The organism is Parabacteroides bouchesdurhonensis, assembly GCF_900186615.1.
Lineage (GTDB): Bacteria > Bacteroidota > Bacteroidia > Bacteroidales > Tannerellaceae > Parabacteroides > Parabacteroides bouchesdurhonensis.
In genome coordinates this window covers 1,509,080-1,534,664 of the sequence record NZ_LT896588.1, presented here as the reverse complement: position 1 = coordinate 1,534,664, position 25,585 = coordinate 1,509,080, and the positions used below count along the sequence as shown (strand labels likewise).

The 25,585-nt window shown below is 38.5% G+C and carries 18 protein-coding genes and 1 tRNA gene; 3 read left to right on the top strand and 16 right to left on the bottom strand.

Annotated features, from left to right (window positions below; translation table 11 throughout):
* The 12 genes from C1721_RS06645 to C1721_RS06590 form a co-directional block, all read right to left on the bottom strand.
* Positions 1-3,120, bottom strand: coding sequence for a SusC/RagA family TonB-linked outer membrane protein (locus C1721_RS06645; RefSeq protein WP_199830399.1), 3,120 nt, complete (start codon positions 3,118-3,120; stop codon positions 1-3).
* A 104-nt stretch (positions 3,121-3,224) separates the two neighbouring features.
* Positions 3,225-3,425: an ORF6N domain-containing protein gene (locus C1721_RS16475; RefSeq protein ID WP_338117692.1), complete on the bottom strand. Its 201-nt coding sequence runs from the start codon at positions 3,423-3,425 to the stop codon at positions 3,225-3,227.
* A gap of 77 nt (positions 3,426-3,502) precedes the next feature.
* Positions 3,503-4,345 carry a KilA-N domain-containing protein gene (locus tag C1721_RS06635; RefSeq protein ID WP_102407668.1) on the bottom strand — a complete coding sequence of 281 codons (843 nt, stop codon included), beginning with the start codon at positions 4,343-4,345 and terminating at the stop codon, positions 3,503-3,505.
* 322 nt (positions 4,346-4,667) lie between these two features.
* Positions 4,668-4,741: transfer RNA gene (locus C1721_RS06630), tRNA-Ile, on the bottom strand.
* Positions 4,742-4,827: 86 nt separating this feature from the next.
* A complete protein-coding gene (locus tag C1721_RS06625; RefSeq protein ID WP_234347371.1) occupies positions 4,828-5,970 on the bottom strand; it encodes a DUF4855 domain-containing protein in 1,143 nt (380 codons plus the stop codon).
* Positions 5,971-6,082: 112 nt separating this feature from the next.
* Positions 6,083-6,970 carry a DUF5000 domain-containing lipoprotein gene (locus C1721_RS06620; RefSeq protein WP_159063551.1) on the bottom strand — a complete coding sequence of 296 codons (888 nt, stop codon included), beginning with the start codon at positions 6,968-6,970 and terminating at the stop codon, positions 6,083-6,085.
* Positions 6,971-6,990: 20 nt separating this feature from the next.
* On the bottom strand, positions 6,991-8,958 hold the full coding sequence (locus C1721_RS06615) for a RagB/SusD family nutrient uptake outer membrane protein (RefSeq protein WP_102407665.1): 1,968 nt from the start codon (positions 8,956-8,958) through the stop codon (positions 6,991-6,993).
* An 11-nt stretch (positions 8,959-8,969) separates the two neighbouring features.
* The gene (locus C1721_RS06610; RefSeq protein WP_102407664.1) at positions 8,970-12,389 is read right to left on the bottom strand and encodes a SusC/RagA family TonB-linked outer membrane protein; all 3,420 of its coding nucleotides are present in this window, start codon (positions 12,387-12,389) and stop codon (positions 8,970-8,972) included.
* A gap of 140 nt (positions 12,390-12,529) precedes the next feature.
* Positions 12,530-13,429, bottom strand: a complete 900-nt coding sequence (locus C1721_RS06605) for a FecR family protein (RefSeq protein WP_159063550.1) — start codon at positions 13,427-13,429, stop codon at positions 12,530-12,532.
* Between the two features lie 75 nt (positions 13,430-13,504).
* A complete protein-coding gene (locus C1721_RS06600; RefSeq protein ID WP_234347599.1) occupies positions 13,505-14,044 on the bottom strand; it encodes an RNA polymerase sigma factor in 540 nt (179 codons plus the stop codon).
* A gap of 67 nt (positions 14,045-14,111) precedes the next feature.
* A protein-coding gene (gene prfB / locus C1721_RS06595; protein WP_102407661.1) for a peptide chain release factor 2 occupies positions 14,112-15,237 on the bottom strand; the annotation gives its coding sequence in 2 pieces (ribosomal slippage) (positions 14,112-15,173 and positions 15,175-15,237; 1,125 coding nt in all).
* A gap of 55 nt (positions 15,238-15,292) precedes the next feature.
* Entirely contained in the window at positions 15,293-17,101 is a 1,809-nt protein-coding gene (locus C1721_RS06590; protein WP_102407660.1) for an AMP-dependent synthetase/ligase, read from the bottom strand.
* A 231-nt stretch (positions 17,102-17,332) separates the two neighbouring features.
* On the opposite strand from C1721_RS06590, the gene C1721_RS06585 reads away from it, so the two are divergent.
* The gene (locus tag C1721_RS06585; RefSeq protein ID WP_102407659.1) at positions 17,333-17,659 is read left to right on the top strand and encodes a PadR family transcriptional regulator; all 327 of its coding nucleotides are present in this window, start codon (positions 17,333-17,335) and stop codon (positions 17,657-17,659) included.
* Positions 17,660-17,670: 11 nt separating this feature from the next.
* A complete protein-coding gene (locus tag C1721_RS06580; protein WP_102407658.1) occupies positions 17,671-18,774 on the top strand; it encodes a PspC domain-containing protein in 1,104 nt (367 codons plus the stop codon).
* 226 nt (positions 18,775-19,000) lie between these two features.
* Here C1721_RS06580 and C1721_RS06575 read toward each other — a convergent pair whose 3' ends face one another.
* The 3 genes from C1721_RS06575 to C1721_RS06565 all read right to left on the bottom strand — a co-directional run bounded on the left by C1721_RS06575 (position 19,001) and on the right by C1721_RS06565 (position 21,230).
* The gene (locus C1721_RS06575; protein ID WP_102407657.1) at positions 19,001-19,396 is read right to left on the bottom strand and encodes an HIT family protein; all 396 of its coding nucleotides are present in this window, start codon (positions 19,394-19,396) and stop codon (positions 19,001-19,003) included.
* Between the two features lie 13 nt (positions 19,397-19,409).
* Positions 19,410-19,880 carry a transcription elongation factor GreA gene (greA, locus tag C1721_RS06570; protein ID WP_102407656.1) on the bottom strand — a complete coding sequence of 157 codons (471 nt, stop codon included), beginning with the start codon at positions 19,878-19,880 and terminating at the stop codon, positions 19,410-19,412.
* 195 nt (positions 19,881-20,075) lie between these two features.
* Positions 20,076-21,230, bottom strand: coding sequence for a TlpA disulfide reductase family protein (locus C1721_RS06565; RefSeq protein WP_102407655.1), 1,155 nt, complete (start codon positions 21,228-21,230; stop codon positions 20,076-20,078).
* A 200-nt stretch (positions 21,231-21,430) separates the two neighbouring features.
* Here C1721_RS06565 and pnp point away from each other — a divergent pair, with 200 nt between their 5' ends.
* A complete protein-coding gene (pnp, locus tag C1721_RS06560; protein WP_102407654.1) occupies positions 21,431-23,653 on the top strand; it encodes a polyribonucleotide nucleotidyltransferase in 2,223 nt (740 codons plus the stop codon).
* 255 nt (positions 23,654-23,908) lie between these two features.
* On the opposite strand, the gene C1721_RS06555 is transcribed toward pnp, so the two are convergent.
* Positions 23,909-25,543: a fumarate hydratase gene (locus tag C1721_RS06555; RefSeq protein WP_102407653.1), complete on the bottom strand. Its 1,635-nt coding sequence runs from the start codon at positions 25,541-25,543 to the stop codon at positions 23,909-23,911.
* Positions 25,544-25,585: the final 42 nt, after the last annotated feature.

Sequence of the window (25,585 nt, the reverse complement as noted above, 5' to 3'; positions counted from 1 at the left end):
TTAAAAATCACATTTAACACTAAATCCGAAGCTTCGGGTGGTAGGCATTCCGTACACCTCTATTCCCTGGTTATCATTTCCGGTAGAAAGAATAAGATCCGGATCGAAGGGCGCTTTTTTATAAATAAAAAACAGGTTGCGGGCCACAAAAGAAAGTTGGCAGTTCTTCAACACTTTCGTTGCATATATCCATTTTTCCGGAAGATTATAGGCTATAGCCAACTCTCTTAACCGGATATTCGTTGCATCATACATATAATATTCCGTAACTCCGGCTCTTCCTCCCACGATATTTTTATAGAAGCTCTTTACATCTTCTATTTTATGTCCTTCCAAATCAACAAATCCGGCATCCCTGGCATCGGCTGTCGCTTTTGTTACTCCAAACATATCCATATCGGCTTGTGTTTGCGAAAGAAGGTTGCCTCCGAAACGTCCGTCAATCAGGAACGACAAGGTTACATTTTTATAAGATAATCTGTTTCCCCAACTCAACATAAAATCAGGATTCGCATTACCCACTTTAATAAGATTCCCATCACCTTCTACCTTAGGGAGGCCTTTTTTGTCGCCTTCCGTCTCATACAGAATCCGACCGTTTTCATCCCGGCGGAATGCCTTTCCATATATATCGCCAAAAGCCCCGCCTTCCTTAAGCTTCATTGAATAACTGGAAGAAAAGCCCCGCGGACCGTAAATGAAAACAGGAAGCTCTTCATGCAGCTTCACCACCTTATTCCTGTTCCGGGAAAAATTCACAGAGGTTTTCCACTCTACCGGCATATTGTGCAAAGGATAATACTCCACCTCAACTTCCCATCCTGTATTCTGAATATTTCCGGCATTTACATAACGATACGCATATTTATCACCCGCTTTTGCCGGCAATTTAAAAAATTGGTTGTGTGTATTCGTCTTATAGTAAGTCCCGCTAAAGAATAGCCTGCCGTCAAAAAACTTCCATTCCGTACCCAATTCCATAGAAGTTGTCATTTCCGGTTCCATATCTTTAAATGGCGCGGCATCCGACGATTCGATCTCTCCGCCGGCTCCAACATGAGCTACCGGATTGGTTACATACAATGGAATATCATTTCCCACCTTACTCCATACGGCACGGATTTTAGAAAAAGAGACCCATTGAGGCATCGAAATCATACGATTCATGATCCATGAACCGCCTATGGAAGGATAAAAAAATCCTGTTTTTTCATGTGATGTATATGCCAAAGTAGAGGCCCAGTCATTACGCATAGTCAAATCTAAAAATAAACAGTCCTTATATCCGACCTGAGCTGTACCAAAAAGAGATTGCAAATTTCGGCGAGCATCAATCTGCTGATCTATATAAGCGGCACTATTCATTATAATGTTGGCTATATTAAACACATTGGCATATTTCAAGGAAGCCGTTTTGGAATCATACCGGATAGAGTTCACCGTACGGTCGTTGACACTAGCTCCGAGGGCAGCATTAAGGGAAAAGTCATCAAACGTTTTATTGAGCATACCCATAACATCTCCATAAAACATTGTTTCCTGATAATCCATTTCTATATATCGTCCATTCTGGCCGCACAGGGCAGGAGCAGTAGAAGCATAAAATTTCTGCCGTATCTTATCGGATATATAATCCATATTGCCGCGCGCCTGAATTTTAAACCAATCCGTCACTTTTATTTCCGCAGACAAAGAAGCCATAAGGCGGGTACGTACATCTTTACTTTGGATACGATTGATAACCCAATAGGGATTTTGTTCAAAATCCTGTATATCCGAATGCCAGTTTTGTTCATACAGATTGCGGGAAGAATTAAAAACTTCAAAATTCTCTTTGTACTCTGAAATATCTACTCCACGCGGAAAACGATATAAGCCGACCAACGGATTCATATAAAAACCGCCAACCGGATTGCGGTTATTAATCGTCTGACGGAAGATATTCACATTGGCATCCAAATTCAAATAATTTTTGAATAAAGAGGAGGTTTCACGGAGATTGATATTATGCTTAGACAAGTTATTATTGTCCACGATACCTCTACCTAATGTATTTGCATATGAAAAATAAGTCTGATATCTTTCATTACCGGAACTTATCGACAAGGAAGTTGTTGACGTAACGCCCGTTCTGAAAAAATCACCGGCATTATCATAAGCCGGCATATCCTGTCGTTCTCCCCAACTCTCCACTTGATCGCTCACTCCATATTTGTTTTGAAATTCAGGCAAACAAAAAGCTTTATCAAAATTAAGACTTTCGGAGAATGATATTTTCCGGACATCGGAATGTCCTTTTTTTGTAGTAATCAAAATCACGCCGTTTGCAGCTTGGCTACCATATAAGGCGGCGGCGGGAGAGCCTTTTAATACACTGATACTTTCTATATCTTCCGGATTTAAATTAGAGATACCGTCTCCTCCGTCACGATTCCCGGCATCCGCCGTTCCACCGACAGCTGAAAAAGCCTGTTCATTAGAAGAGTTCAAAACAGGGACACCGTCAATTACATACAACGGTTCATTGTTTCCGATAACAGACCGCATGCCACGCATTTGTACTTTGGCAGAAGCGCCTAAACCGGAAGAGGTTTTATTAATTTGTACGCCCGATACTTTACCGGCTAACGTATTTATCATATTGGGGTCTTTAACCCGGGTAAGTTCATCTCCGTTTATTTGCTTTATTGAATAAACTAAAGAGGATTCTTTCTTCTCTATACCTAATGCAGTAACAACAATATTATCCAACTGCATTGCATTTTCAGACATCTCTATCAACAAAGGCAGATCATCCTTTACCTGTATTTCCTGAGACTTATATCCTACAAATGAAATTATCAATACATCATTATTCTGTAATTTCAATGTAAAACGTCCTTCTATATCCGTAATTACCCCGTTTGTCGTACTTTTTTCAAGGATATTAGCTCCAATTAAAGGGTCTCCTTTATCGTCAACGACCTTGCCTTTGACAATTTTTCGATCCTGACTGATGGTTAAAATCTGCTTATCAGAATATTCAGGAACATTTTCCCCTTTCACATCAATCATAACGACTAAAAGCGAAAATAATACCAAATTCTTAGTTAACAAAGGACTCATTTCTTTTTTACTCATTAAAACATTATACAAATGTATGAAAAAAGTGCAGTAAATCAAGGCATATTCATTTATACAAAGGAGATAAATGTATGAAAATAAAGGATAAAAGCAGCTATCCATTAAATGCACCTCTTGAAATTAGAGGGCTCAATGTGGAAGTAATAAATTTCATTTAAATATAAAAATATATCACTGTTTAAAACAAAAGAAAGTTGAGTTACACCATGTTCTGTAAAAGAAAAAGGCATGTAACGGGTACTACCTCGCTTTGAGGTGCTAAAATTGCACCTCAAACTATCATACTCATCTTTAGAAAGCACACGTATATATTTTCTCTCTCTTTATCCGATAAACACCTCTTCTGTGGAAAGAATGAATGAGGCAAGGCTTAGCATCTTTATTTTTTTCCTTCTAATTTTCGAAATCCTTTTTCTGCGTCCATTGCATTGAGACGTGTCAGTTGGCGTTCTGCCATTTCGTGCAAACAGGCGTATCGAGTGGATTTGTCCATATCACGTTTCAAAAGCTCTGCGTTAAACGATTCAAGATTCGCCAAGACAACCAATTCGTTAATACTTGCCGTATCGCGTATATTCAAACCTTTCTTTGCGTATTCGGGATTTGCTTCCCGCCATTGCTTTGCTGTACAAGCCCACAAAGCGAGGTTCAGCATATCGGCTTCATCTGCGTAGGCATATGCTTTCTCGCGCTCAACATCAATTTTAGGAATGATAAAATCACGGACAGCATCGGTATGAAGCGTATAATTCACTTTACTAAGCACTCGCTTTACGTTCCATTCGCCGAGCATCGGATTGTTTTCAACCTCTTTAAGCCGCTGATATTCGGTAATCAAATAGAGTTTAAACACCGGGCTGAGCCACGAGCCGAACTCAAACGCAATATCTTTATGAGCGTAAGTTCCACCGTTTCGCCCTGCTTGGGAAATCACACCAATAGCATCAGTTGCCTCAATCCATTTGCGGGGTGTCATATTAAAACGGTTTGCCCCAGCCTCATGCAAAAAGGTGTCGAATTCGACACCTTTAAAGGCGGGGTTGTGCAACATCTCCCAAGCACCAAGAAACTCAAGGGTATTGCGATTGCGCATCCAGTTGCGGATATGATCTTCGCCCTCTTGACCCTTTACCATATCAGTAAGGCAAATATAATCGTTATTTTTCTCAGAAATAACAGTTATTTCCGTACCCTGTACGGTTATTTTCTCTTTTTTGCTCATATTCTTTTTACCTACTTTGTTGTATAGCAAATACTCGTACTCGCTATACTTCATTCTCATTTTTCATTATATCCTAATTACTTTAACTCCGCCTGTCCATTAATACAGAAAGTCAGACGGGCGCATTTGTATAAGAACTATCCCAAGTGCATAATATGCGAAACTGAGATCTCGTGTTGTAAAAGTAATCAAAATGTAAAAATACCCGCATGATCCACTTGCTTATTTCAAGACGCAGGCACAATGCGGGCATATTTTCAAATATAACTCAAAAAAAAATCGCCCAAATACCTCATTAAAGTATTTAAGCGATTTATAAATGTGGTCCCACTTGGGCTTGAACCAAGGACTCCCTGATTATGAGTCAGGTGCTCTAACCAACTGAGCTATGGGACCTGTTCAGGAAAGTATTCTGAAATCGGATGCAAACTTAGGGAATAATACTGAATCCTGCAAGCGTTTCCTGCATTTTTTACGATAAACTACTTTATACCGGGACGTTCAATGATAAAATGACAGAATTCATGATATAGCCGATTGTCAGAAGGATCGGCAGAAACACTCAGCAAATACAAGGCACTATTGCCTTGATAATAAGCCAAACGCTTGCTATTCCAAACGTTGTTTTCTTTGAAGGCTTTCATATAATCATAGAGCCGTCCTCCTCCATTATTAACGCTCAATACATTTTCATCAAATTCAACTTCCATATCCATTCCATTCTTTATCGCTATCTGGCAAGCTTCATCGAGTCTGGAATAGGGAACTGTTTCATTAAAAAAATAATTCGGTTGGAGAAAAGCATAATTAAAACGCAGATTTTTCCATTCATTATATCCATCCGAGTTAAAATAAGGAATCCAATTAAAGCTATATTTTAATTCATTCAAATAAGCCGCAATATCCCTTACTATAGTCCGGGTATTAGTAGCTTCTTCCGCGATCCAATAAAATCCGGCTAGTTCAATATTAGCGACTTTTAATGCTTTAAATTTCTTACGGACATAGTCAATATACCATTTGCAAGCATCAATCCGATCCAATGAGCTGGAAAAATCAAGCATTATTCCATCTTTAAGCGATCCCCAATCCTTCTGTCCGAAAATAGGTTCGGGTAATCCAATAACTATCTTATGTTTTTCAGAAGGCTTTCCTATCCGCTCCGCAGCTTCGCCTATACATTTATCCAATGCGCCTACAGCTATTTTAGACTGAAAATAATAATCAACCAAGTCCATCCAATCTCTTTGATTAGCGGGAGTCTGAGTATAACCTGATGCAAACATTTTATCTTTTCCATTATGAATTTCGAGGAAAAGATAACTATCAAAAAGCCAATGTTCCTTGCCCGTTTCATCTTTATAGGTTACATAAGAAGATAAATGTTCTTTATCCCATATGGTAGTTCTATGAGCCCCACCTCCGTAAATTAATACCATATCTCTGGTAGACAATATTTGTGTACGCTCTTCCTCCCAAGGGAAACCAGGATCCTCAGAAGAAGGTTTTTCCGGTTCCGGCTCCGGATTATCATCGGAACTACAGGAAAAACAAAAAACACAAGTCAAACAAACAAATAAGTATTGTAAAAAATATCGTCCCATTACTCTTCTTACTATTTTCATTTTTACTTTTTCAAAACATGTAAAATCAGCCAATTGAAACAAATCTTTTCTATTATTTATCCACTCTAATAATCCATATATTTGTATTCAATTGGCTGAAAAGCATATAAGATTACATATTATATGCCCATACTGTAACCTCACATAGAGAGAAAGATGAAGAGTTATCTCCCCTGTAATTCTCCAGGCAACGAAGTCTTAAATAGCGAACCTTCGGGCTATTCTCTTTTTCTATATATATGTTATCTCCTTCTCCGAAATCAGCTAATAAAGATTCCGAATTATCTATATCACCCAATTTCGTCCATTCACTCCAATCTCCGCTTTTTGAAGGCTCACCTTCTCCCAGGTAACCCCACAGTTCATATCGTTTGGGGCAAACATTTGTATATGCCCAATACAAGCTGGCACGGAAACGGTAAAGATGTATAGATTCTCCTATATCGAACGTAAAAGAGGAAGGCCCGTCGTCAGTTCCACAAAGATAGTTTCCATAATTAACCTCATCATAAGCTTCCGGCTTAGACATTCTTTTGCCATCCCATAATTTATTTATGTCCCCCTCTAACGCCCGGGAATCATTTGACAATAAATAAGCTTTATGTTTCGTATTATCAATCTGAACAAACTCCGGAATAGAAGCCGTTAATGTGTAAGTAACATCTTTAATAAGATTGTTTACCACAATTTCATAAGGCTGTGTAAGGTCTACCGTCAGAATAGAATCGGCAGGAGATACCAACCTGGCCCTTTTCGAAATACTCAAATGAATATCTACATTAGACAAGCTTGTCAAGTTCTTTAAGCTAAGTTCTATCGTTTTATTTTTATCCGTTATTACAGCAGCTACCGTTTCATCCCCATCCTGTGCGGTGACTGACTTAATTGGAGTCATCACCGGATTCAAAGGAATGGAATCATCCAGTCCATCTTCATGACAAGATGTGAGGTTAAGCAAGGTACACAATATTGCACCCGACAGTATAATTATTTTCTTCATGATATATTTCTTTTTTAATATTACCACCATGGATTTTGAACCAATCCTTTACTTTTCTCTATTTCTGTTTCAGGTATCGGGAAAAGGTAATATGCTTTTTCAAATACGCGAGTTTCAAAAGGAACTCTTTTATAGAAATCTGTAAACCCAAAGTTATTTGTATTCGCATCCCCGGCATTAATATCCATACCAAACATCCGTCCGCCATCTCCATATACGCGTTTATCCACTCCGGCGCCATTATCCGGCGTATGAGCCAACCAGCGACGACGGGTAGTGAAATAGCGATCGCCTTCAAAACACAATTCTATCTGGCGCTCTCTGAGGATAAATTCCCGCTGCAAATCCTTGCTACCTGCAATTTGAGGACTGGCTATAAAGGCACTGGGAACTCCTGCCCTGCTGCGAATCATATCCCAATATTTACGTATATCCTGGTTTCCGGGATCATATTCATTCAAAGCTTCAATATAATTAAGGATAATTTGTGCATAACGGATAAATACATTACCATACTGCTGAGGGTATACACGATCATACATATTCGCCATCGGGTCATTGTTCTTATACACTAAATAACCCGTACGGGAGAAAAATGTGTAAGAACCGGACTGGCGGGAACGTCCTCCGTAATAAAGTTCAGCACGGGCATAACCGTCTTGTTGACCAGCCGTATTATAATAATTACGTTTTTCTATATCATCCGGTAAAGAAGGTATTATCCGTTTATTATATATGATAGATGCATAGAAACGAGGCTCGCGGTTTGCATACATATTCCATTCGCCGGCCCAATGTCCCCAAGCAGTAGATTGACGGATATCTGAAATCATTTGTATTCGGCCCTCTTCCGTATCCACAGCACGATTGTTCGGGTTCCAATGTTGTCCGGGTTGCGTTGCAAAACCATCTTCTACATAACCTGAATTAGGATCCTCAATAGGTTTTCCGTTTTCCATCAAAAAAGCATCCACAACGCGCTGAGTAGCACCAACACCACCCAATGTTTTAGGACCAGGGAAACAGTGAATCATCCAAGCTTGCGTATTACTGCTTTCAGAACGGGCAAAAATAATCTCACAATTCCAATTTATCAAATGAACATCTACGCATGATTTATAAGGATTAAACTCTCCATCTCCATTTTCATTATTTCTATACAAACGCAGATTTGCATCCGGATGCTGTTCGGATATATCTATAACTTCACGGCTGGCAGCAGCCGCTTTTTTCCATTTATTTTCATCATACGTAGTATTAGCCAATGGAGTTCCGTCTGCATTCCTGAAATTAGCATATTCTTGATTGCCATTCCATTGTGGGCTGGCGGCCAATGTCAACACTAAAGATTTTACAGCTTTACACACAATCTTATTCGGTTTACCCATCCAACTGGTATTATTCTGCCAATGCAAAGGAAGATCCTTTTCCGCTTCATCCATCATTTCACAAATATAATCCACACATTCGTCAAAAGGCGCCCGTGTCATATTTGCAAAATCCGCATCATTGGATTGCAGTTCTTTAATCAACACAACCGGACCATACTGGCGTATCAATAACCAATAATAATATCCACGCAAGAACTTAACTTCCGCTTTATATTGCCGTCGTAAATCTTCACTCAGCTCAAGACAGCGGTCTACATTATTTTCAAAAACCAGAGAAGCACGAATAGCCCTATACCACAGTGCGTATTTATTATAAAAATTACTTGTTGTAGTCCAGTTTCCCAGATTTATATTATATGTATTATACACAACCCAAGACAAATCACATTCGTCAGCACAGCCCAACCAAGGATCATCCTGATGCAAATTATGTAGGGGAATACCAGCATAAACATTCGATAAATAGCCTTCCGTTTCTATCCGCGAACTCCAAACCATATTATCCGTTTTCATGTCATCCGGTTGCTTATCCAGATAATCAGAACATCCGCAAAACAAGAAAGAGCTGAAAAATAAGCCAATTATATATTTTTTCATATTTGTATTATTTAAAAAGAGGTTCTGATACCAAAGTTAACTTTTCTCGGAAGTGGGTATTTATTACCATTAGATGTACCTGTTTCAGGATCCCACATATCCCATTTAGAGAATAATGCTACATTATTAGCCAAAACATATACACGCAGCATTTTTATACCAAGCGGAGCCAGCCACTTTTTCTTAAAAGAATATCCCAATTCAATATCTGCCAAACGCAGTAAATTACCGTTGTAAATATTACGGGTAGAAGCCTGCCAGTTATTAGTAGAACGTCCATTAGACAAACGGGGATAAAAGGCATTCGGATTCGGATTCTCTTCGGTCCAACGGTCTAATGCTTTCTCAAAAAGATTACCCTTTCCTACCCCCTCATTAAACGGAATAAAAGTTGAGCCTCCCAAAGCATACGAAACATTAGCCTGACCACGGAAGAAAACACCAAAATCAAAACCATTCCAGCTCAGTTGCGTACCAAAGCCATAGTTAATCTCCGGTATGGATGAATAACCAATAGGCACCTCATCTTCGATATCAATAACACCATCACCGTTTACATCCTTATATCTCACATCACCGGGACGAACCACTCCAAATTTTTGTACCGGAGTGGACGGATCATCTATTTCTGCCTGATCCTTAAATAATCCTATCGCTATTAATCCAAATTGTTGATTGTAACGGTTGCCGGTTCTCATACGATAAGCCCACTTCTTTTCAGGCTCATCCATTTCCAGAATTTTATTACGCGTAAATGTAAAGTTTCCGTACAATCGATATTCAACCTTCCCTATTTTATGGTTGAATTCAAGCGTACCATCCACTCCCTGATTAGTCATTACACCCATATTTGCAAACGGCTGTTGATTCAATCCTGCAATAGCAGGCAATGATGCCCGTTGGATCAAAATATCAGACCGCTTTTCATGGAAATAGTCAAAATCCAGGGAAACGGCATTATTAAACATCTTCAACTCGATTCCGACATCTTTCTTTAATCCCTTCTCCCATGTTAAATCAGGAACTCCGACCTGTAGTTCGCCAACTCCATTGATATAGGAAGGAGTCAATCCAAAAGCCCAGCTCCCCAGTCCTCCGCCATATGTTGACAAATAACCGAACCTCATATTCTCAGGTAATGACTCGGACCCTACAAGCCCAATTGACCCTCTCAGTTTTAAGACATTAATAGCATCTACATGCCAGAATGATTCATTAGAGATAAGATATCCTAAAGCTCCTGCCGGAAATACACCGAAACGATGTCCCTTCGGAAAGTTTTCAGAACCATTATACCCCACATTGAACTCTGCAAAATATTTGTCTTTATAAGCATAAGTTCCTCTAAAAGCCAAACCCTGTTTCTTATAAGGTAGTGATTTTATTGCACTCTCTGCCGTACCATCAACATAATCACGCTGATAATACATAACCATTGCACCTACTCGGTGCATATCATTAAACAGTTGATTATAGTTCAATTGTAATTTTAACTCTTCTGCACGATTACTTGTAGGAACTACCTTATAACCCAGAAAATCCGCTCCTTTATCTACTTCTGAAAATATTAAATTCCCAGTTTCATCATCCACTCCATCCACGGAATAAGTAGTGGATGTTTTACGCCGGTTTTGAATTGTTTGGCTATATGAGTCAAAAGAAAACGATCCTCTGAAATCTAAACCATCCAAGAAAAAAGACAAGTCCTGATTTAATATGATCTGACTCATGATCTGCGTACGGAATAACTTATTATAACCAGAACCATACAAACGTTCAGCAGGGTTCACTTCACCAACCTGAGCCGGAGCTCCCCACCCCCATTTTGTACTGCCATCTGCATTCGTACCTATAGGAAGTCTGACAGGGCACGATAACGGAGTAGACAAATAAGTATAATAATACAGCATTTCAACCGGTGTATAATAAGTACCATATAAAGTTTCATTACCAACTCCGGGTTGATGTGTATCTGTTAAATTCGCCCCTAATTCAATATTTAAGGTAGTTGTTTTCGTTAACGTTACGTCGACATTAGAACGGAAATTATAACGGCGAAGCGTCACATTCGATTTATAATCATTTTCCGGACTGTTTTTTAAGTTACCATTATCTTCTATGAAACTGGCACTAATATAATAACGAGCTCTTTCACCACCACCCCGAATGTTTAATGAAGCATTGGCATTCGTTGAATATTTTTTAAAAAGCTCATCAAACCAATTTACATTCGGATACAAAAAACGATTTACATTATTTCTCAAATTATCAATATAATCTTGGGAATAATTCTCTTGTCCAAATGCCTCATTATATAACATTGCATAATCAGCACCTCCCAGCAATTTAGGAACATTCGGAAGATCGGACATTCCGTATTCAAGTTTTACTTCTACCGTAGGTTTTTGTGCAACTCCTTTACGTGTAGTTACCAAAACTACGCCATTAGCAGCCCGAACGCCATAAACGGCAGTTGCAGAAGCGTCTTTCAGAATAGAGATAGACTCTACTTCCTCTATAGACAAATCAGACATATCACGTTCAACGCCGTCAACCAGAACCAACGGTTTTTGATTAGCTCCGAAAGAAGATATACCGCGTACCCAGAAATCGGCATTATCCTGTCCCGGTTCACCGGAACGCTGAACCACAACAGCCCCGGCAATACGTCCAGAAAGAGCAGAAGTAAGTGAACGTTGCGGGATTCTTAAGTTTTCTACCGGAGCGGCAGCTATAGACCCAATAACACTCGCTTTTCTTTGTTTACCCATACCGACAACAACCGCTTCGTCCAGTTCCTGTACATCTTCTTGCAAAATAACATCTAAAGAAGGACTTCTGCCAACAGTAACTTCCTGCGACTTGAACCCTATATATGAAAACACCAGGATATCTCCCCTCTGTGCCTTGATAACATAATAACCATTTACGTCAGAAACAACTCCATTGGCAGACCCCTTTACTACCACGTTTACACCCGGCAAACCCTGTCCGGTAGGATCCGCAATTTTACCACGTACAGTATTATCATTCTGCTTAACAGATGAATTTTCTTTTTTTTCAGATTCCTTATAAAGGATAATATGTGCCCCTTCAATCTTATAATTCAGTCCTGAATCAAGCAAAAGAGAGCTTAATATATTATCAAGACTTTCTTTTTTTACGTTTATCGAAACACTTTCTTTCAGATTAATTTCATCATCCCTGAACCAAAAAGAATAATTACTTTGTTTTTTCACAGCATCCAACGCCTGTTCCAATGTAACATTATTCAAACTTAATGAAAGCTTGACATTCTGAGATTGTACATTGACCGCAGATACAGATAATAAGGATAACAAATAGAATATGAATGTTAATCTCATGACATTAAACAACTTTCTCTTTCCACGAATACATGATCGTGGATACAGAATAGGTTTTTTTTTCATAACTTTGTACTGATTTAAAATTAAACTTTGAGATTTGAATCGCTAAAAGGTCAGAGAACTGGCGGGTTTTCTGGCCTTTTTTATTTCGGGTAATCATGTAGAATTAAGCATAACAAGTATTATTAGGTGAACATTAAACTTTATTTCTCATATATGAAAACAGAATCATTTCTCATATCATATTTTATCCGATTGTCCCAAGAGATAATATGAAGAATTTCGTCTAAACTGTCGGTCGCTTTAAATTGACCTGTAAAAGTCAGCTGTTTTAAATTGTCCGAAGTAACAATAAGCTTTTTATTAAAACGATAACTCAATATTGCAGCAATCTCCGTAAAATTGTTTTTCTCAAAATAGAGTTCACCATCCAGCCAGGAAGTATACAGGCTAGTGTCTATTTCACGTTTCAAAAAATTATTATTTTTCTTATTATAAAGAACCTGTTCTCCCGGTTTCAATACAATCTGTTCTAATTTTCTTTCGCTATCATTAATTCCGACCTTACCTTCCACCAAAGTAACCGCAGTATTTAATGATTCTTTATAGGACTGGACATTAAATTTAGTTCCATAAACTTGTACATCCAGAGTTCCGCAATTAACAATGAAAGGATACTTCTTATCATGTGTAACTTCAAAATAAGCCTCACCCGACAGTTTTACATTTCTATTTTTATGAAAATTAGTATTATATTCAATTGAAGACCCGCTATTTAATACAACTTTTGAAGAATCCGGTAAAAACAACTCTTTTATTTCACCATCCATAGCATTAACCTGTACCAGCATATCCGGTATCATTCTATTATCTATATAGAAATAGGTACTTAATGAAATTAGAATAGCTACCACAGCAGCTGCCGCAGTAATTTTAAATATGAATGAATGACGTCTTGCCCGATTAATTTTATGGAAGGTACGTTCCCTTATATCTTCTTTTAGATTTTCTGCCAAAGAATCGACAGAAGAAAATACATTAATTCGCTCAACTATATCGTTTTTCCCTTGCTTTATTTCGCTATTTTTTGATGGTTTTTCCATATAATAACTCCTCTTTTTATAGATAGGAGTCATATATCAAGAAAATAGTTTAAAGGAAAGTCTATTTTTTATCAATTATTTTAGTAACAACAAAAGAAATACTACAAAATCAATATCCGGATAGTATTTTTTCATCTGTTCTACTATCTTTTTTATGGCTATTCGCGCTTGTACATGAACCGTACTTTCCGCCAATCCTAATATTTCTGCTATTTCTCTATATTTAAGCCCATCCTGGCGGGACATTAAAAAAATAATACGGCTTTTTTCAGGCAGCTTATTTATTACTTCGGTTAAAGTATTCTCTATTTCATTAGCTAACAAATCATTTTCAGGGTTATCTTCCAATCTTTCTACTGAAACAGGGATTTCGTCCAACATTACATACTCCGATGATTTCTCATTTTTCATGTAACGGTAGCACGTATTCTTGGCTATTATATATAAATATAGTTCCATGTTAAGAATATCGAGCAACCGTTTTCTAGACTGCCAGACAGATAAAAAAACATCGGAAACGACCTCACCGCAAGCATTTTTATTACGAAGAATACAATAGCAAAAACGAAAGACCTTTACATAAAAACAATCATAAAACTGATTAAATGCAATCATATTGTCTTCTGATATTTTACATAAAAGCTCTCTTATATTTTCTGCGTTTCCCATGTCATCGCCATAGCTATCTTTCGGTATTCTCAGTTCCCGCAAACTCCATGAGATATGCCTTAATAAAACCATCAATCTTTCCATCCATAACTGCATTAACATCAGACGTCTGATAATTTGTACGATGGTCTTTTACACGACGGTCATCAAAAACATAACTGCGGATTTGTGAACCCCATTCAATCTTTTTCTTTCCGGCTTCTATTTTAGCTTGTTCCGCCATACGATGTTGCAACTCTTTATCATACAAGATTGAACGCAACTGGCGCATTGCATTTTCGCGATTCTTTGGCTGATCGCGGGTTTCGGTGTTTTCAATAAGGATTTCCTCTTCCTCTCCCGTATACGGGTCTTTAAATTGGTAACGCAAACGTACGCCTGACTCCACTTTATTTACATTCTGTCCACCGGCACCTCCCGAGCGGAAAGTGTCCCAAGAAATGGCTGCCGCATCAATCTTTACTTCTATTGTATCATCTACCAACGGAGTAACAAACACAGAAGCGAAAGAAGTCATTCGTTTACCCTGCGCATTATAAGGAGAGACACGTACTAAACGATGCACACCGTTTTCGCTCTTCAAATAGCCATAGGCATAATCTCCCTCTACATTAATTGTTACGGTTTTTATGCCGGCTTCGTCGCCTTCCTGATAATTTGCTACTGATATTTTATATCCGTTAGTTTCTGCCCAACGCATATACATACGCATTAACATAGAAGCCCAATCCTGACTTTCTGTTCCACCAGCTCCCGAGTTGATTTTAAGCACACAGCTCATTTGATCAGCCTCATCACGGAGCATATTACGGAACTCTAAATCTTCAATCAACTGAATAGCTTTAGCGTAGAGTTGATCAACTTCTTCTTCTGTAAGAATTTCTTCTTTTACATAATCGTAAGCCAATTGCAATTCCTCGGCAGCACCTTGTACTTCGTTGTAAAGCTCAATCCACTTTTTCAACTCCTTTACTTTCTTCATCTGGATTTCTGCCTTCTTAGCATCTTCCCAGAATCCAGGATCTTGCGTACGTAATTCTTCCTCTTCTAACTGGATGGTTTTACCATCTATGTCAAAGATACCCCCTCAGCGCTTTCTCGCGCTCCAACACATCATGTAGTTGGTCTAACGTTATCATATATATTTCTTTTTTTGTTCGACACAAAGATACACATTAAGTCATCACCTGTCAACTACTCTTCATACATAGCTTCTATCTGTTCGGCATATTTCTGAGCAACAACAGGACGCCGTAATTTAAGTGTATCCGTCAATTCACGACCTTCCATAGTAAAAGGCCCGGGCAATAGAGTAAAACGTTTGATACGTTCATAAGATGCCAGATTCTTTTGATGTTCTTCTATACGAGATTCTATTAAACGAATAATTTCCTTGTTCTTCAATAATTCTTCCCGGCTTTCTATTTTTAATCCTTTTTGTTCTGCATACTGTTCTAATAACGGATAAACCGGAACAATAAGAGCGCTGACAAATTTTCGTTGGTCACCAATAACGGCAATCTGCTCAATATATTTATCACTACTCATCAAACCTTCTATAGCCTGAGGAGCAATATATTTTCCATTCGAAGTCTTATATAAATCCTTTATACGCTCCGTAAAGAAAAGCACATCCCCCTCCAACCGTCCGGCATCTCCTGTACGGAAAAAGCCATCTTCTGTAAATGATTTTTTATTTTCTTCCGGCTTCTTGTAATACCCGGAAGTAACTGTTTTGCCCTTTACTAAAATCTCATTATTTGACTCGTCAATCTTTACCTGTACATCTGGCATAATTTTCCCAATGGAGCCAAAAACAAACCCTTTTTCGGGATAAAAACAGACTGTTGCAGTCGTTTCACTCAAACCATATCCGTAACGGATAGGTATATTAACCGACTGGAGAAATTCATTTACCGTATCAGACAAAGGCGCGCCTGCAACAGGAAAGAATCGCCCGCGTTCAATGCCAAGTACTTTCTTTAACAAAGAAAATACAGTCTTATCATAAAAAGCAAATTTGGCTTTAAGTGCACAAGGAGCTTTCAGCCCTTTATTCTTATATTCCAGATTATATAAACGTCCCGTCTCAATAGCGTCCAAAAATATTTTCTTTACAAAAGGCGATGACGAATTAATCTTTTCCTGAACACCCATATAAACCTTTTCCCAAAATCGAGGAACATTGCACATCAGGGTAGGACGGATTTCCGGCAGTGTCTTTTGAATCATTTTCGGATCCCGGTTGATTGCAATTTTCACCCCTTTATGCAAACAATAGCATGTCCATGCTTTCTCAAATATATGAGTAAGAGGCAAAAAACACATAGAAGTATCCTTATCCGTAACCATTGGTATACGAATATCATGTATACGCATAGCTTCCAAAAAATTCGAATGGTGAAGCATCACGCCTTTCGATTCGCCAGTTGTTCCGGAAGTATAAATAATAGTAGCCAAATCTTCAGGAGAAGCTTCGTTCATACGGATTTTCACCGTCGATGCAGCATGCGTATTATCACCTAAACATATAAAGTCGTCAAAATAAACAGATGTTTTATCTTCCGGATTCAATTTAACAGAAGAATCGAAAATAATAAGACGCTTCAAAACAGATGATTCTTTCTGAACCTTAAATGCGTTATTATACTGCAACTGTTCACCTACAAACAAGGTATGAATATCGGCATCATTAATAATATATTCTATTTGAGCCGGCGAATTCGTTGCGTACATAGGAACAGCAACAGCTCTATTTGCATATGCGGCAAAATCAGTATAAAGACATTGAGGCATATTTTGAGAATAAACGCCAATATTTTCTTGAATTCCTATTCCAAACTCAGCCATTGCTTCAGCCGTAAGCATGACTTTATCGGCAAATTCTCTCCATGAGATCTTCAACCATTTCCCACTCGCGTCATCTCTGTATTTCAGAGCTGTACGCGAGCCATACTTATCCGCCTGTCGTTGTATTAACTCGGCATAATGATAATAAATCATAATTCTCTATTTTGAATTGATAATACAAAAGTAAACTTTATATTCTAACAGACATAGCTTTACTCCTTTTTTTACACATTTCCGCGAATAGTGTGCAATTACAATAACAAATTTAAGAACATTACTAATGAACAAAAAGTCTGCACCTCTTGTTAAAAAAGAATAAAACATAGTAGTATGTATAGCATAGTACACAGGCATTACATATATTTGTATCAAAATCAATTAACAATGAATGCAGAGAACGTAAAATCACAAATGAGAAAAGGAACACTCGAATATTGCATTCTGCTCCTACTCAAAAAAGAACCAGCTTACACCTCTGACATAATCCAGAAGTTACAAGAAGCTAAACTGATTGTTGTAGAAGGTACATTATATCCTCTTTTAACTCGTTTAAAAAACAGTGAACTTTTAAGTTACCAGTGGATAGAATCTACTCAAGGGCCTCCACGCAAGTATTACCAATTGACAGAAAAAGGCATTGATTTTCTAGGAGAATTGGAGACTTCCTGGCAGGAATTAAATGATACAATAAACCACATCAGAAACAATTAAATATAAGAACAATGAAGAAGACACTTACTGTCAATTTAGGAGGAACTGTTTTCCATATTGATGAAGACGCCTATCAATTATTAGATAAATATTTGTCAAATCTCCGTATCCACTTTAAAGAAGAAGAAGGTTCGGATGAAATTATGGGAGACTTTGAATTGCGTATTTCCGAATTGCTAAACGAGAGAGTCCGGCTAGGTTATAATGTAATTACTATCGAAAATGTAGAAGAGGTAATTAAGCGAATGGGGAAACCGGAGGAAATCTTCGATGAAGAAAAAGAAAGCAGTCAGCATAAAGAAGAACAAAAGGCTCATTCTTTTCAAGAGAATCAAACTTATACAGGAAAGAAAAGGCTGATGCGTGACCCGGACAATCGCGTATTAGGTGGTGTTGCCGGAGGTATTGCTGCCTATTTAGGGTGGGATGTAACAGCAGTCCGTCTAGTTATGATTATACTTTTATTGATACCATATGCACCTATCGTACTTATATACATTATCCTTTGGGTTGTCATGCCCGTTGCGCGCACGGCTGCTGACAAACTTATTATGCGCGGGGAGAATGTAACGCTAGAAAACATTGGTAAAACAGTTACTGACGGTTTTGAGAAAGTAAGTAACAATGTAAATGATTACATCAGCTCAGAAAAGCCTCGTAATTTTTTTCAAAAATTGGCAGATACTTTTGTTCTGATAATCGGATTTATACTAAAGTTCCTTGCCATTTTAATAGGGATCATTTTATTACCTGCGCTATTACTCATAATATTCATTTTATTTATAGTAACGATAGCCCTAACGGCCGGCGGGGCAGGTGTTTTATATGAGCTATCTCCATTTGGTATGGATCTATCCAGCGGATTCCCTATTCCAATGGTAATTATAGGTTGTCTTGGAACGATCTTATTGATAGGTATTCCTGTATTCTCTTTGATTTATGCAATCTGCGGACAATTATTTAAAGCGAAGCCACTACCTGCTCCGGCCAAATGGGTTCTATTATTATTATGGATCATAGCATTAGTAATATGTATTATATATTCCTATCAAACAGGGATGTTATTGGATTGGAATAACTATTGGATAGGTCATCATCACTGGAATTCATTCTAATCATAGAAAGACAATACATTGTTTATTTTTATTGTGTGTGTTAAAAAAAGAAGGCCGCTCTGTCTCAGAGGGGCCTTTCTTCTAAGGTTAACAAATTTATGAGTAAAAACCACTAATGAATCAAATTTTGCTTCACTTATTTGTAAATTTTCATTTACTCACGCTTACAAAATATTGATTTACAAATATAGACATTGTTATTGAAAATAGACAAATTATTGCCTAGTTATTTGTATTCATTTCTAATTTTAGCTGCTATTTCAGCTAATTCAGCTTGTGTTATTTCTAACTTTTTAGTTCCAAAATACATATCGGATTCCTTCGTAATAGGAATCAAATGGATATGCGCGTGAGGCACTTCCAATCCCATTACAGCCAAACCTATACGTTTACAGGGGATTGAAGCCTCCTGTGCCCGGGCAACCCGCTTGGCAAAAGCCATCATACGTCCCAACATCGGGTCATCAATATCAAAAATATAATCCACTTCTTTTTTGGGAATAACTAACGTATGTCCCAAAGCAACAGGATTAATATCGAGGAAAGCAAAGAATTCTTCGTTTTCCGCAATTTTATGACAAGGTATTTCGCCTGCCACTATTCTACTAAATATTGTTGCCATTTTTATTTTACATTTAAAGCGATATTTCCAAAATCTCAAAGCTCATCAAACCGGACGGAACCTTAATTTCTACAACATCTCCTACTTTTTTGCCAAGCAATCCTTTGGCAATAGGCGTGCTGATAGCAATTTTATTTTCCCTCAGGTTCGCCTCAGTATCCGACACTAAAGTATAGGTCATTACAGCATTATTCTTTGTGTTTTTAATCTTTACTTTATTCAATATCTGAACCTCTTCTGTTTGCACACGGGATTCGTCTATTAAACGGGCATTAGCAATTAAGGCCTTCAACTGAGCCAACTTAGCTTCCATAATACCCTGAGCCTCCTTTGCAGCATCATACTCAGCGTTTTCCGACAAGTCTCCTTTGTCTCTTGCTTCAGCAATTTGAGCAGAAATCTCAGGACGCTTTACTGTTTCAAGATAGCTAATCTCTGCTAAAATTTTATTATAACCATCTTCTGTCATATAACTAACAGCCATATAAAGTCCTCCTTTATTTTTGATTTTAACATTACTAATTACTAACAACAAAAAAAGAATCCCGACCAGTACCTGGCCGGAACTCCTTCTTTAATTTTTTTATTTCAGACTTTGCAAATGTATGTCATCTTCACGAGATGCACAAATTCACAAAAGTGCTTTACAACATATCTAACTGATTAATAGCATAAAATCTTATAATACAGATTTCACATCAGATTCTAATTTCTTTATATCATCTACACGTTTCACCAAATTACCCTTACGATCCAATATGAATAAAGTAGGTAATTGTTTTACGTTATACAAACCGGCTATTTGAGAATATACGGATTGCGGGTCACGAACACAAACCCAAGGTAAATTAGACGCACCATTTCTCCAAAAATGCGAATCACTATCCAATGATATTTGATAAATCTCTAATCCTTTACTATGATACTTTGTATACAAATCGCCAAACTCCATATTTAACGCTGGTGACCATTCGGTTTGAAACGCCGTAAAATTAATCAGAACAGGCCTGTCTTTTGCCACTTCCGAAAGTTTAATCACATTGCCATGTATGTCCGGCAAAGCAATATCCAGAAAACTTATCTCTTCGGTATTAATATCATCAAGGACTACAGGACGTTGCGCACGTATTACCTTCATTGACTGCAGAGCCAAATTATGAAGATGCTTTGAACGTGAACTTTCCGGATAGTAATGATCAAAACTTGTTGCGACAGCACCGTAAGCTTTTGAATCTTGCTTATCATACAAATCAAAAAACAATAAACCGTCTATTTGTTGAAATAATGCAAAATAGGCAGCAGTAGACATAGGTGCTGAATAAATATACTTCAAAGCAACATCTTTATAAGCATTTGCTACAGCTAAAACTTTATTACGGTAGGCTGTATCTGCTATCTGTTTTGCTTCATATTCTTTACGCAGGCGGACAATTGCCTGATTAGCATCCAACTGTGCCAAAGTAATTGCTTTAATCGCCTTACAATTCTCGGACCCTTCCACCGTATATGAAGTGGCAAAAGTTCCCGCATCAGCTACAAACGAAATAGTTTCCGTTGAATCGACTGAGAAGTTTATCAACTGATTATTCAATCTCAACTGATAAAAATCAGGATACGCCGGCCGTGGTTTCGTAAACTTAAATTTACCTGAAGCAGTCAGCTTTACAGAGTCCATCAAGGTTACAGCCGATACGCCAACATTTTCCAAATACATTACCTGACCGTCAGCGCCTGACACCACACCTTTTACTGTAAATTCCGATTTACCACAAGAGGTAAATAAGAACAACATCACACAGAATATAACCGAAAATTGAGCAGATATTTGTTTCATTCTTTTTATGGTTCGTTACGTTTGCGTTGCAAATATACATTATTTTACAATTGTGACACTATTATTATCCAATTCTTCATAGGTTTTTTATAAAAAAGTACTTCCAACACGTTATTTATTTTCATTTTCATGTATTTACACTCAAACTTTCATTACATTTGCAGCAATTTTTTACAGATAGAAAAATAAGAAAAAAGATTATGCTTAATCCAATTAACAAGACGATCGAATTGAGTGATGGAAGAACCATTACCATCGAAACCGGGAAATTGGCAAAACAAGCAGACGGTGCTGTGACTGTTCGTATGAACAACACGGTATTGTTGGCTACTGTATGTGCCGCAAAAGATGCAAATCCCGGTGTTGACTTTATGCCGTTGCAAGTTGAATACAAAGAAAAATACTCCGCGTTTGGACGTTTCCCCGGAGGTTTTACAAAAAGAGAAGGCAAGGCTTCTGATTACGAAGTCCTTACATCACGTTTGGTAGACCGTGCATTACGCCCGCTTTTCCCGGACAATTATCATGCTGAAGTATATGTAAACATCATATTATTCTCTGCAGACGGTGAAGATATGCCGGATGCTTTGGCAGGTTTGGCTGCTTCCGCAGCATTGGCTGTTTCCGACGTTCCTTTCAACGGACCGATTTCAGAAGTTCGTGTTGCCCGTGTAGATGGTCAGTTTGTAATTAACCCGACATTCTCGCAACTTGAAAAAGCGGACATCGACATTATGGTTGGCGCTACTTTGGATAATATTATGATGGTAGAAGGAGAAATGAACGAAGTTCAGGAATCTGAAATGCTGGAAGCTATCAAAGTTGCCCATGAAGCTATCAAAGTTCAATGTCAGGCGCAGCTTGAATTATCTGAAGCTTGCGGTAAGTTGACTAAACGTGAATATTCCCACGAAATAAATGATGATGATCTACGGAAAGACGTACACGACAAGTGTTATGCCAAAGCATATGCCGTAGCCACTTCGGGAACAGACAAACACCAACGCGCAGAAGCATTCGAAGCTGTGGTTGAAGAATACAAGTCGTTGTTCTCGGAAGAAGAGCTGACAGATGAAAAGCTTGAAATGATTGGCCGTTATTACCATGATGTAGAAAAAGAAGCTATGCGCCGTGCTATCCTTGACGAAGGAAAGCGTCTGGACGGTCGTAAAACAACAGACATTCGTCCTATCTGGATTGAAACGGATTGTCTGCCCGGCCCTCACGGATCAGCCGTTTTTACACGTGGTGAAACACAATCTCTTTCAACTGTTACACTAGGAACAAAATCAGACGAGAAATTGGTGGATGATGTTCTGAATCGCAGTAAAGAACGCTTTTTACTTCATTATAACTTCCCTCCTTTCTCAACAGGAGAAGCCAAGGCATCCCGTGGCGTAGGTCGTCGTGAAATCGGTCATGGACATTTAGCCTGGCGCGCTTTAAAAAGCATGATCCCTGAAAACTATCCTTACGTAGTACGTGTAATCTCCGATATTTTGGAATCAAACGGTTCTTCGTCCATGGCCACAGTTTGTGCCGGCACATTAGCACTGAGAGATGCTGGTGTTCCTATGAAGAAACCTGTATCAGGTATAGCAATGGGATTGATTTCCGAGAATAAAGGAAAAAATTACGCGATCCTGTCCGATATCTTAGGTGACGAAGATCATTTAGGAGATATGGACTTCAAAGTTACCGGAACAAAAGACGGTATCACCGCTACCCAGATGGATATCAAAGTAGACGGTTTATCATATGAAATCCTAGAGAACGCATTGGCTCAGGCTAAAGAAGGCCGTATGCACATATTGGGTAAAATATTGGAAGCTCAACCGGAAGTTCGCGAAGAACTGAAGCCGCATGCACCACGTATTGAAACAATGACAATCGGTAAAGAATTTATTGGTGCGGTAATAGGCCCGGGTGGTAAAATTATCCAAGGTATTCAAGAAAAAACAGGTGCTGTCATTACTATTGAAGAAGAAGACGGAGTTGGTAAAATTGAAATATCAGGAACCAATAAAGCAACCATTGATGCAGCGATTAAAGCAGTCAAAGGTATTGTAGCCGTACCTGAAATAGGTGAAGTATACGAAGGTAAGATTTCTTCCATCATGCCTTATGGCGCATTCGTTGAATTCATGCCAGGCAAAGACGGTCTGCTTCATATCTCCGAAATAGATTGGAAGCGTTTAGATAGCGTAGAACAAACAGGATTAAAAGAAGGCGACACCATCTCTGTTAAATTGGTTGACATCGATGCGAAAACAGGCAAGTTCAAATTGTCTCATAAAGTACTTCTACCTAAACCGGAAGGTTACGAAGAACGTCCTCCCAGAACAGACAGAGGTCCAAGACCTGAACGTAATGGCAATGGAAATGGAGGAAACCGTGGTCCACGCCGTGAATACAAAGACTAAGAAATAGATTCTTATACTTTCTAAATAGAAGCCTGCTCTTTCATTGGAGCAGGCTTTTTTTATTCAAGTCCGGTCAATCGTATTTTATTACCGGTTTATACAAATAGTACTATTTAGGGAAAAAGACGAATCATCCCGATGATTTCATAAAATGATCCCGATGATTTATAAAAAACATCGGGATGAAAAAAAAGCGATACCCGGTAAAACCAAGTATCGCTTTTCATAATTACTATGCAGTAAAATTCTCAGAATTTATTTACAACAACGGGGTTTAATTTGTTTGAAGAAATCGTTCCCTTTATTATCCACAAGGATAAAAGCAGGAAAATCTTCTACCTCAATCTTCCAGATAGCTTCCATTCCTAATTCAGGATATTCTACACATTCAATGCTCTTAATGTTATTCTGAGCAAGTATAGCGGCAGGACCACCGATTGAACCCAGATAGAAACCGCCATGTTTTTTGCAAGCATCCGTTACCTGTTGGCTACGGTTACCCTTTGCCAGCATAATCATACTGCCACCATGACTCTGAAACAGGTCTACATACGGGTCCATACGACCGGCAGTTGTAGGGCCCATTGAACCACATGCCATACCGGTCGGGGTTTTAGCCGGACCGGCATAATAGATCGGATGGTCCTTAATATATTGAGGCAGATCCTCACCCCGGTCCAAACGTTCTTTCAGTTTAGCATGGGCAATATCACGGCCAACAATAATAGTACCATTCAAAGATAAACGGGTTGCTACCGGATATTTATCCAATTCTTTCAATATGTCGGCCATTGGCTGATTCAGATTAATCTTAACAGCGTCACCCTCTCCCGCTTGACGTAATTCCGCAGGAATTAATTCACCCGGATTGCTGTCCAACTTTTCAATCCAGATACCTTCTTTATTAATTTTACATTTGATGTTACGATCGGCGGAGCAACTAACCCCCAAACCTACCGGACATGAAGCTCCGTGACGAGGCAGACGGATAATACGAACATCATGTGCCAAATATTTTCCTCCAAACTGAGCGCCTAAGCCAATTTTATGAGCTTCTTCCAGCACCTGTTTTTCCAATTCTACATCACGAAAAGCACGTCCGAATTCATTCCCACTCGTCGGTAAATTATCATAGAAATGAGTTGAAGCCAATTTTACCGTCAACAAATTCTTTTCAGCGGAAGTGCCGCCTATCACAAATGCAATATGATACGGAGGACAAGCCGCAGTACCCAGCGTTTTAATCTTCTCGATTAAAAACGGCACTAATGTTCCGGGATTCAGGATCGCTTTTGTTTCCTGATACAGATAAGTCTTGTTTGCAGAACCTCCACCTTTTGTTACGCATAGAAATTCATACTCCATGCCTTCTGTTGCTTCGATATCAATCTGTGCAGGCAGATTGCATTTTGTATTTACCTCATCATACATATTTAGAGGGGCATTCTGCGAATAGCGCAAATTCTCTTCCGTATATGTTTTATAAACACCCAGTGACAAGGCTTCTTCATCGCAATAGCCGGTCCATACCTGTTGGCCTTTTTCTCCATGAATAATAGCAGTACCCGTATCCTGGCAGAACGGAAGTACGCCTTTAGCAGACACTTCCGCATTACGCAAAAATGTCAATGCCACATACTTATCGTTGTCACTGGCTTCCGGGTCTTTCAATATCTTAGCAACTTGTTCGTTATGCGAACGGCGAAGCATGAAAGATACATCACGGAAAGCCGCATTTGCCATAGCAGTTAAGCCTTCTTTAGCTACTTTTAAAACAGGATGTCCTTCAAATTCCGAAACGGAAACATAATCTTTTGTAAGCAGATAATACTCTGTTGTATCCGGTCCCTTTTGGAACATCGGTTCATAATGAAACGGAGGTGTTGCCATAACGTTTATATTTTAATTTATAATATTGGTTTAGATTTAATA

What these genes read in the sequence shown, in the direction of transcription:
- C1721_RS06645 (WP_199830399.1), bottom strand. Translation starts at nt 3,120, where the DNA reads ATGAGTAAAAAAGAAATGAGTCCTTTGTTAACTAAGAATTTGGTATTA.
- C1721_RS06635 (WP_102407668.1), bottom strand. Translation starts at nt 4,345, where the DNA reads ATGAGCAAAAAAGAGAAAATAACCGTACAGGGTACGGAAATAACTGTT.
- C1721_RS06625 (WP_234347371.1), bottom strand. Translation starts at nt 5,970, where the DNA reads ATGAAAATAGTAAGAAGAGTAATGGGACGATATTTTTTACAATACTTA.
- C1721_RS06620 (WP_159063551.1), bottom strand. Translation starts at nt 6,970, where the DNA reads ATGAAGAAAATAATTATACTGTCGGGTGCAATATTGTGTACCTTGCTT.
- C1721_RS06615 (WP_102407665.1), bottom strand. Translation starts at nt 8,958, where the DNA reads ATGAAAAAATATATAATTGGCTTATTTTTCAGCTCTTTCTTGTTTTGC.
- C1721_RS06610 (WP_102407664.1), bottom strand. Translation starts at nt 12,389, where the DNA reads ATGAAAAAAAAACCTATTCTGTATCCACGATCATGTATTCGTGGAAAG.
- C1721_RS06605 (WP_159063550.1), bottom strand. Translation starts at nt 13,429, where the DNA reads ATGGAAAAACCATCAAAAAATAGCGAAATAAAGCAAGGGAAAAACGAT.
- C1721_RS06600 (WP_234347599.1), bottom strand. Translation starts at nt 14,044, where the DNA reads ATGATTGCATTTAATCAGTTTTATGATTGTTTTTATGTAAAGGTCTTT.
- C1721_RS06590 (WP_102407660.1), bottom strand. Translation starts at nt 17,101, where the DNA reads ATGATTTATTATCATTATGCCGAGTTAATACAACGACAGGCGGATAAG.
- C1721_RS06585 (WP_102407659.1), top strand. Translation starts at nt 17,333, where the DNA reads ATGAATGCAGAGAACGTAAAATCACAAATGAGAAAAGGAACACTCGAA.
- C1721_RS06580 (WP_102407658.1), top strand. Translation starts at nt 17,671, where the DNA reads ATGAAGAAGACACTTACTGTCAATTTAGGAGGAACTGTTTTCCATATT.
- C1721_RS06575 (WP_102407657.1), bottom strand. Translation starts at nt 19,396, where the DNA reads ATGGCAACAATATTTAGTAGAATAGTGGCAGGCGAAATACCTTGTCAT.
- greA (WP_102407656.1), bottom strand. Translation starts at nt 19,880, where the DNA reads ATGGCTGTTAGTTATATGACAGAAGATGGTTATAATAAAATTTTAGCA.
- C1721_RS06565 (WP_102407655.1), bottom strand. Translation starts at nt 21,230, where the DNA reads ATGAAACAAATATCTGCTCAATTTTCGGTTATATTCTGTGTGATGTTG.
- pnp (WP_102407654.1), top strand. Translation starts at nt 21,431, where the DNA reads ATGCTTAATCCAATTAACAAGACGATCGAATTGAGTGATGGAAGAACC.
- C1721_RS06555 (WP_102407653.1), bottom strand. Translation starts at nt 25,543, where the DNA reads ATGGCAACACCTCCGTTTCATTATGAACCGATGTTCCAAAAGGGACCG.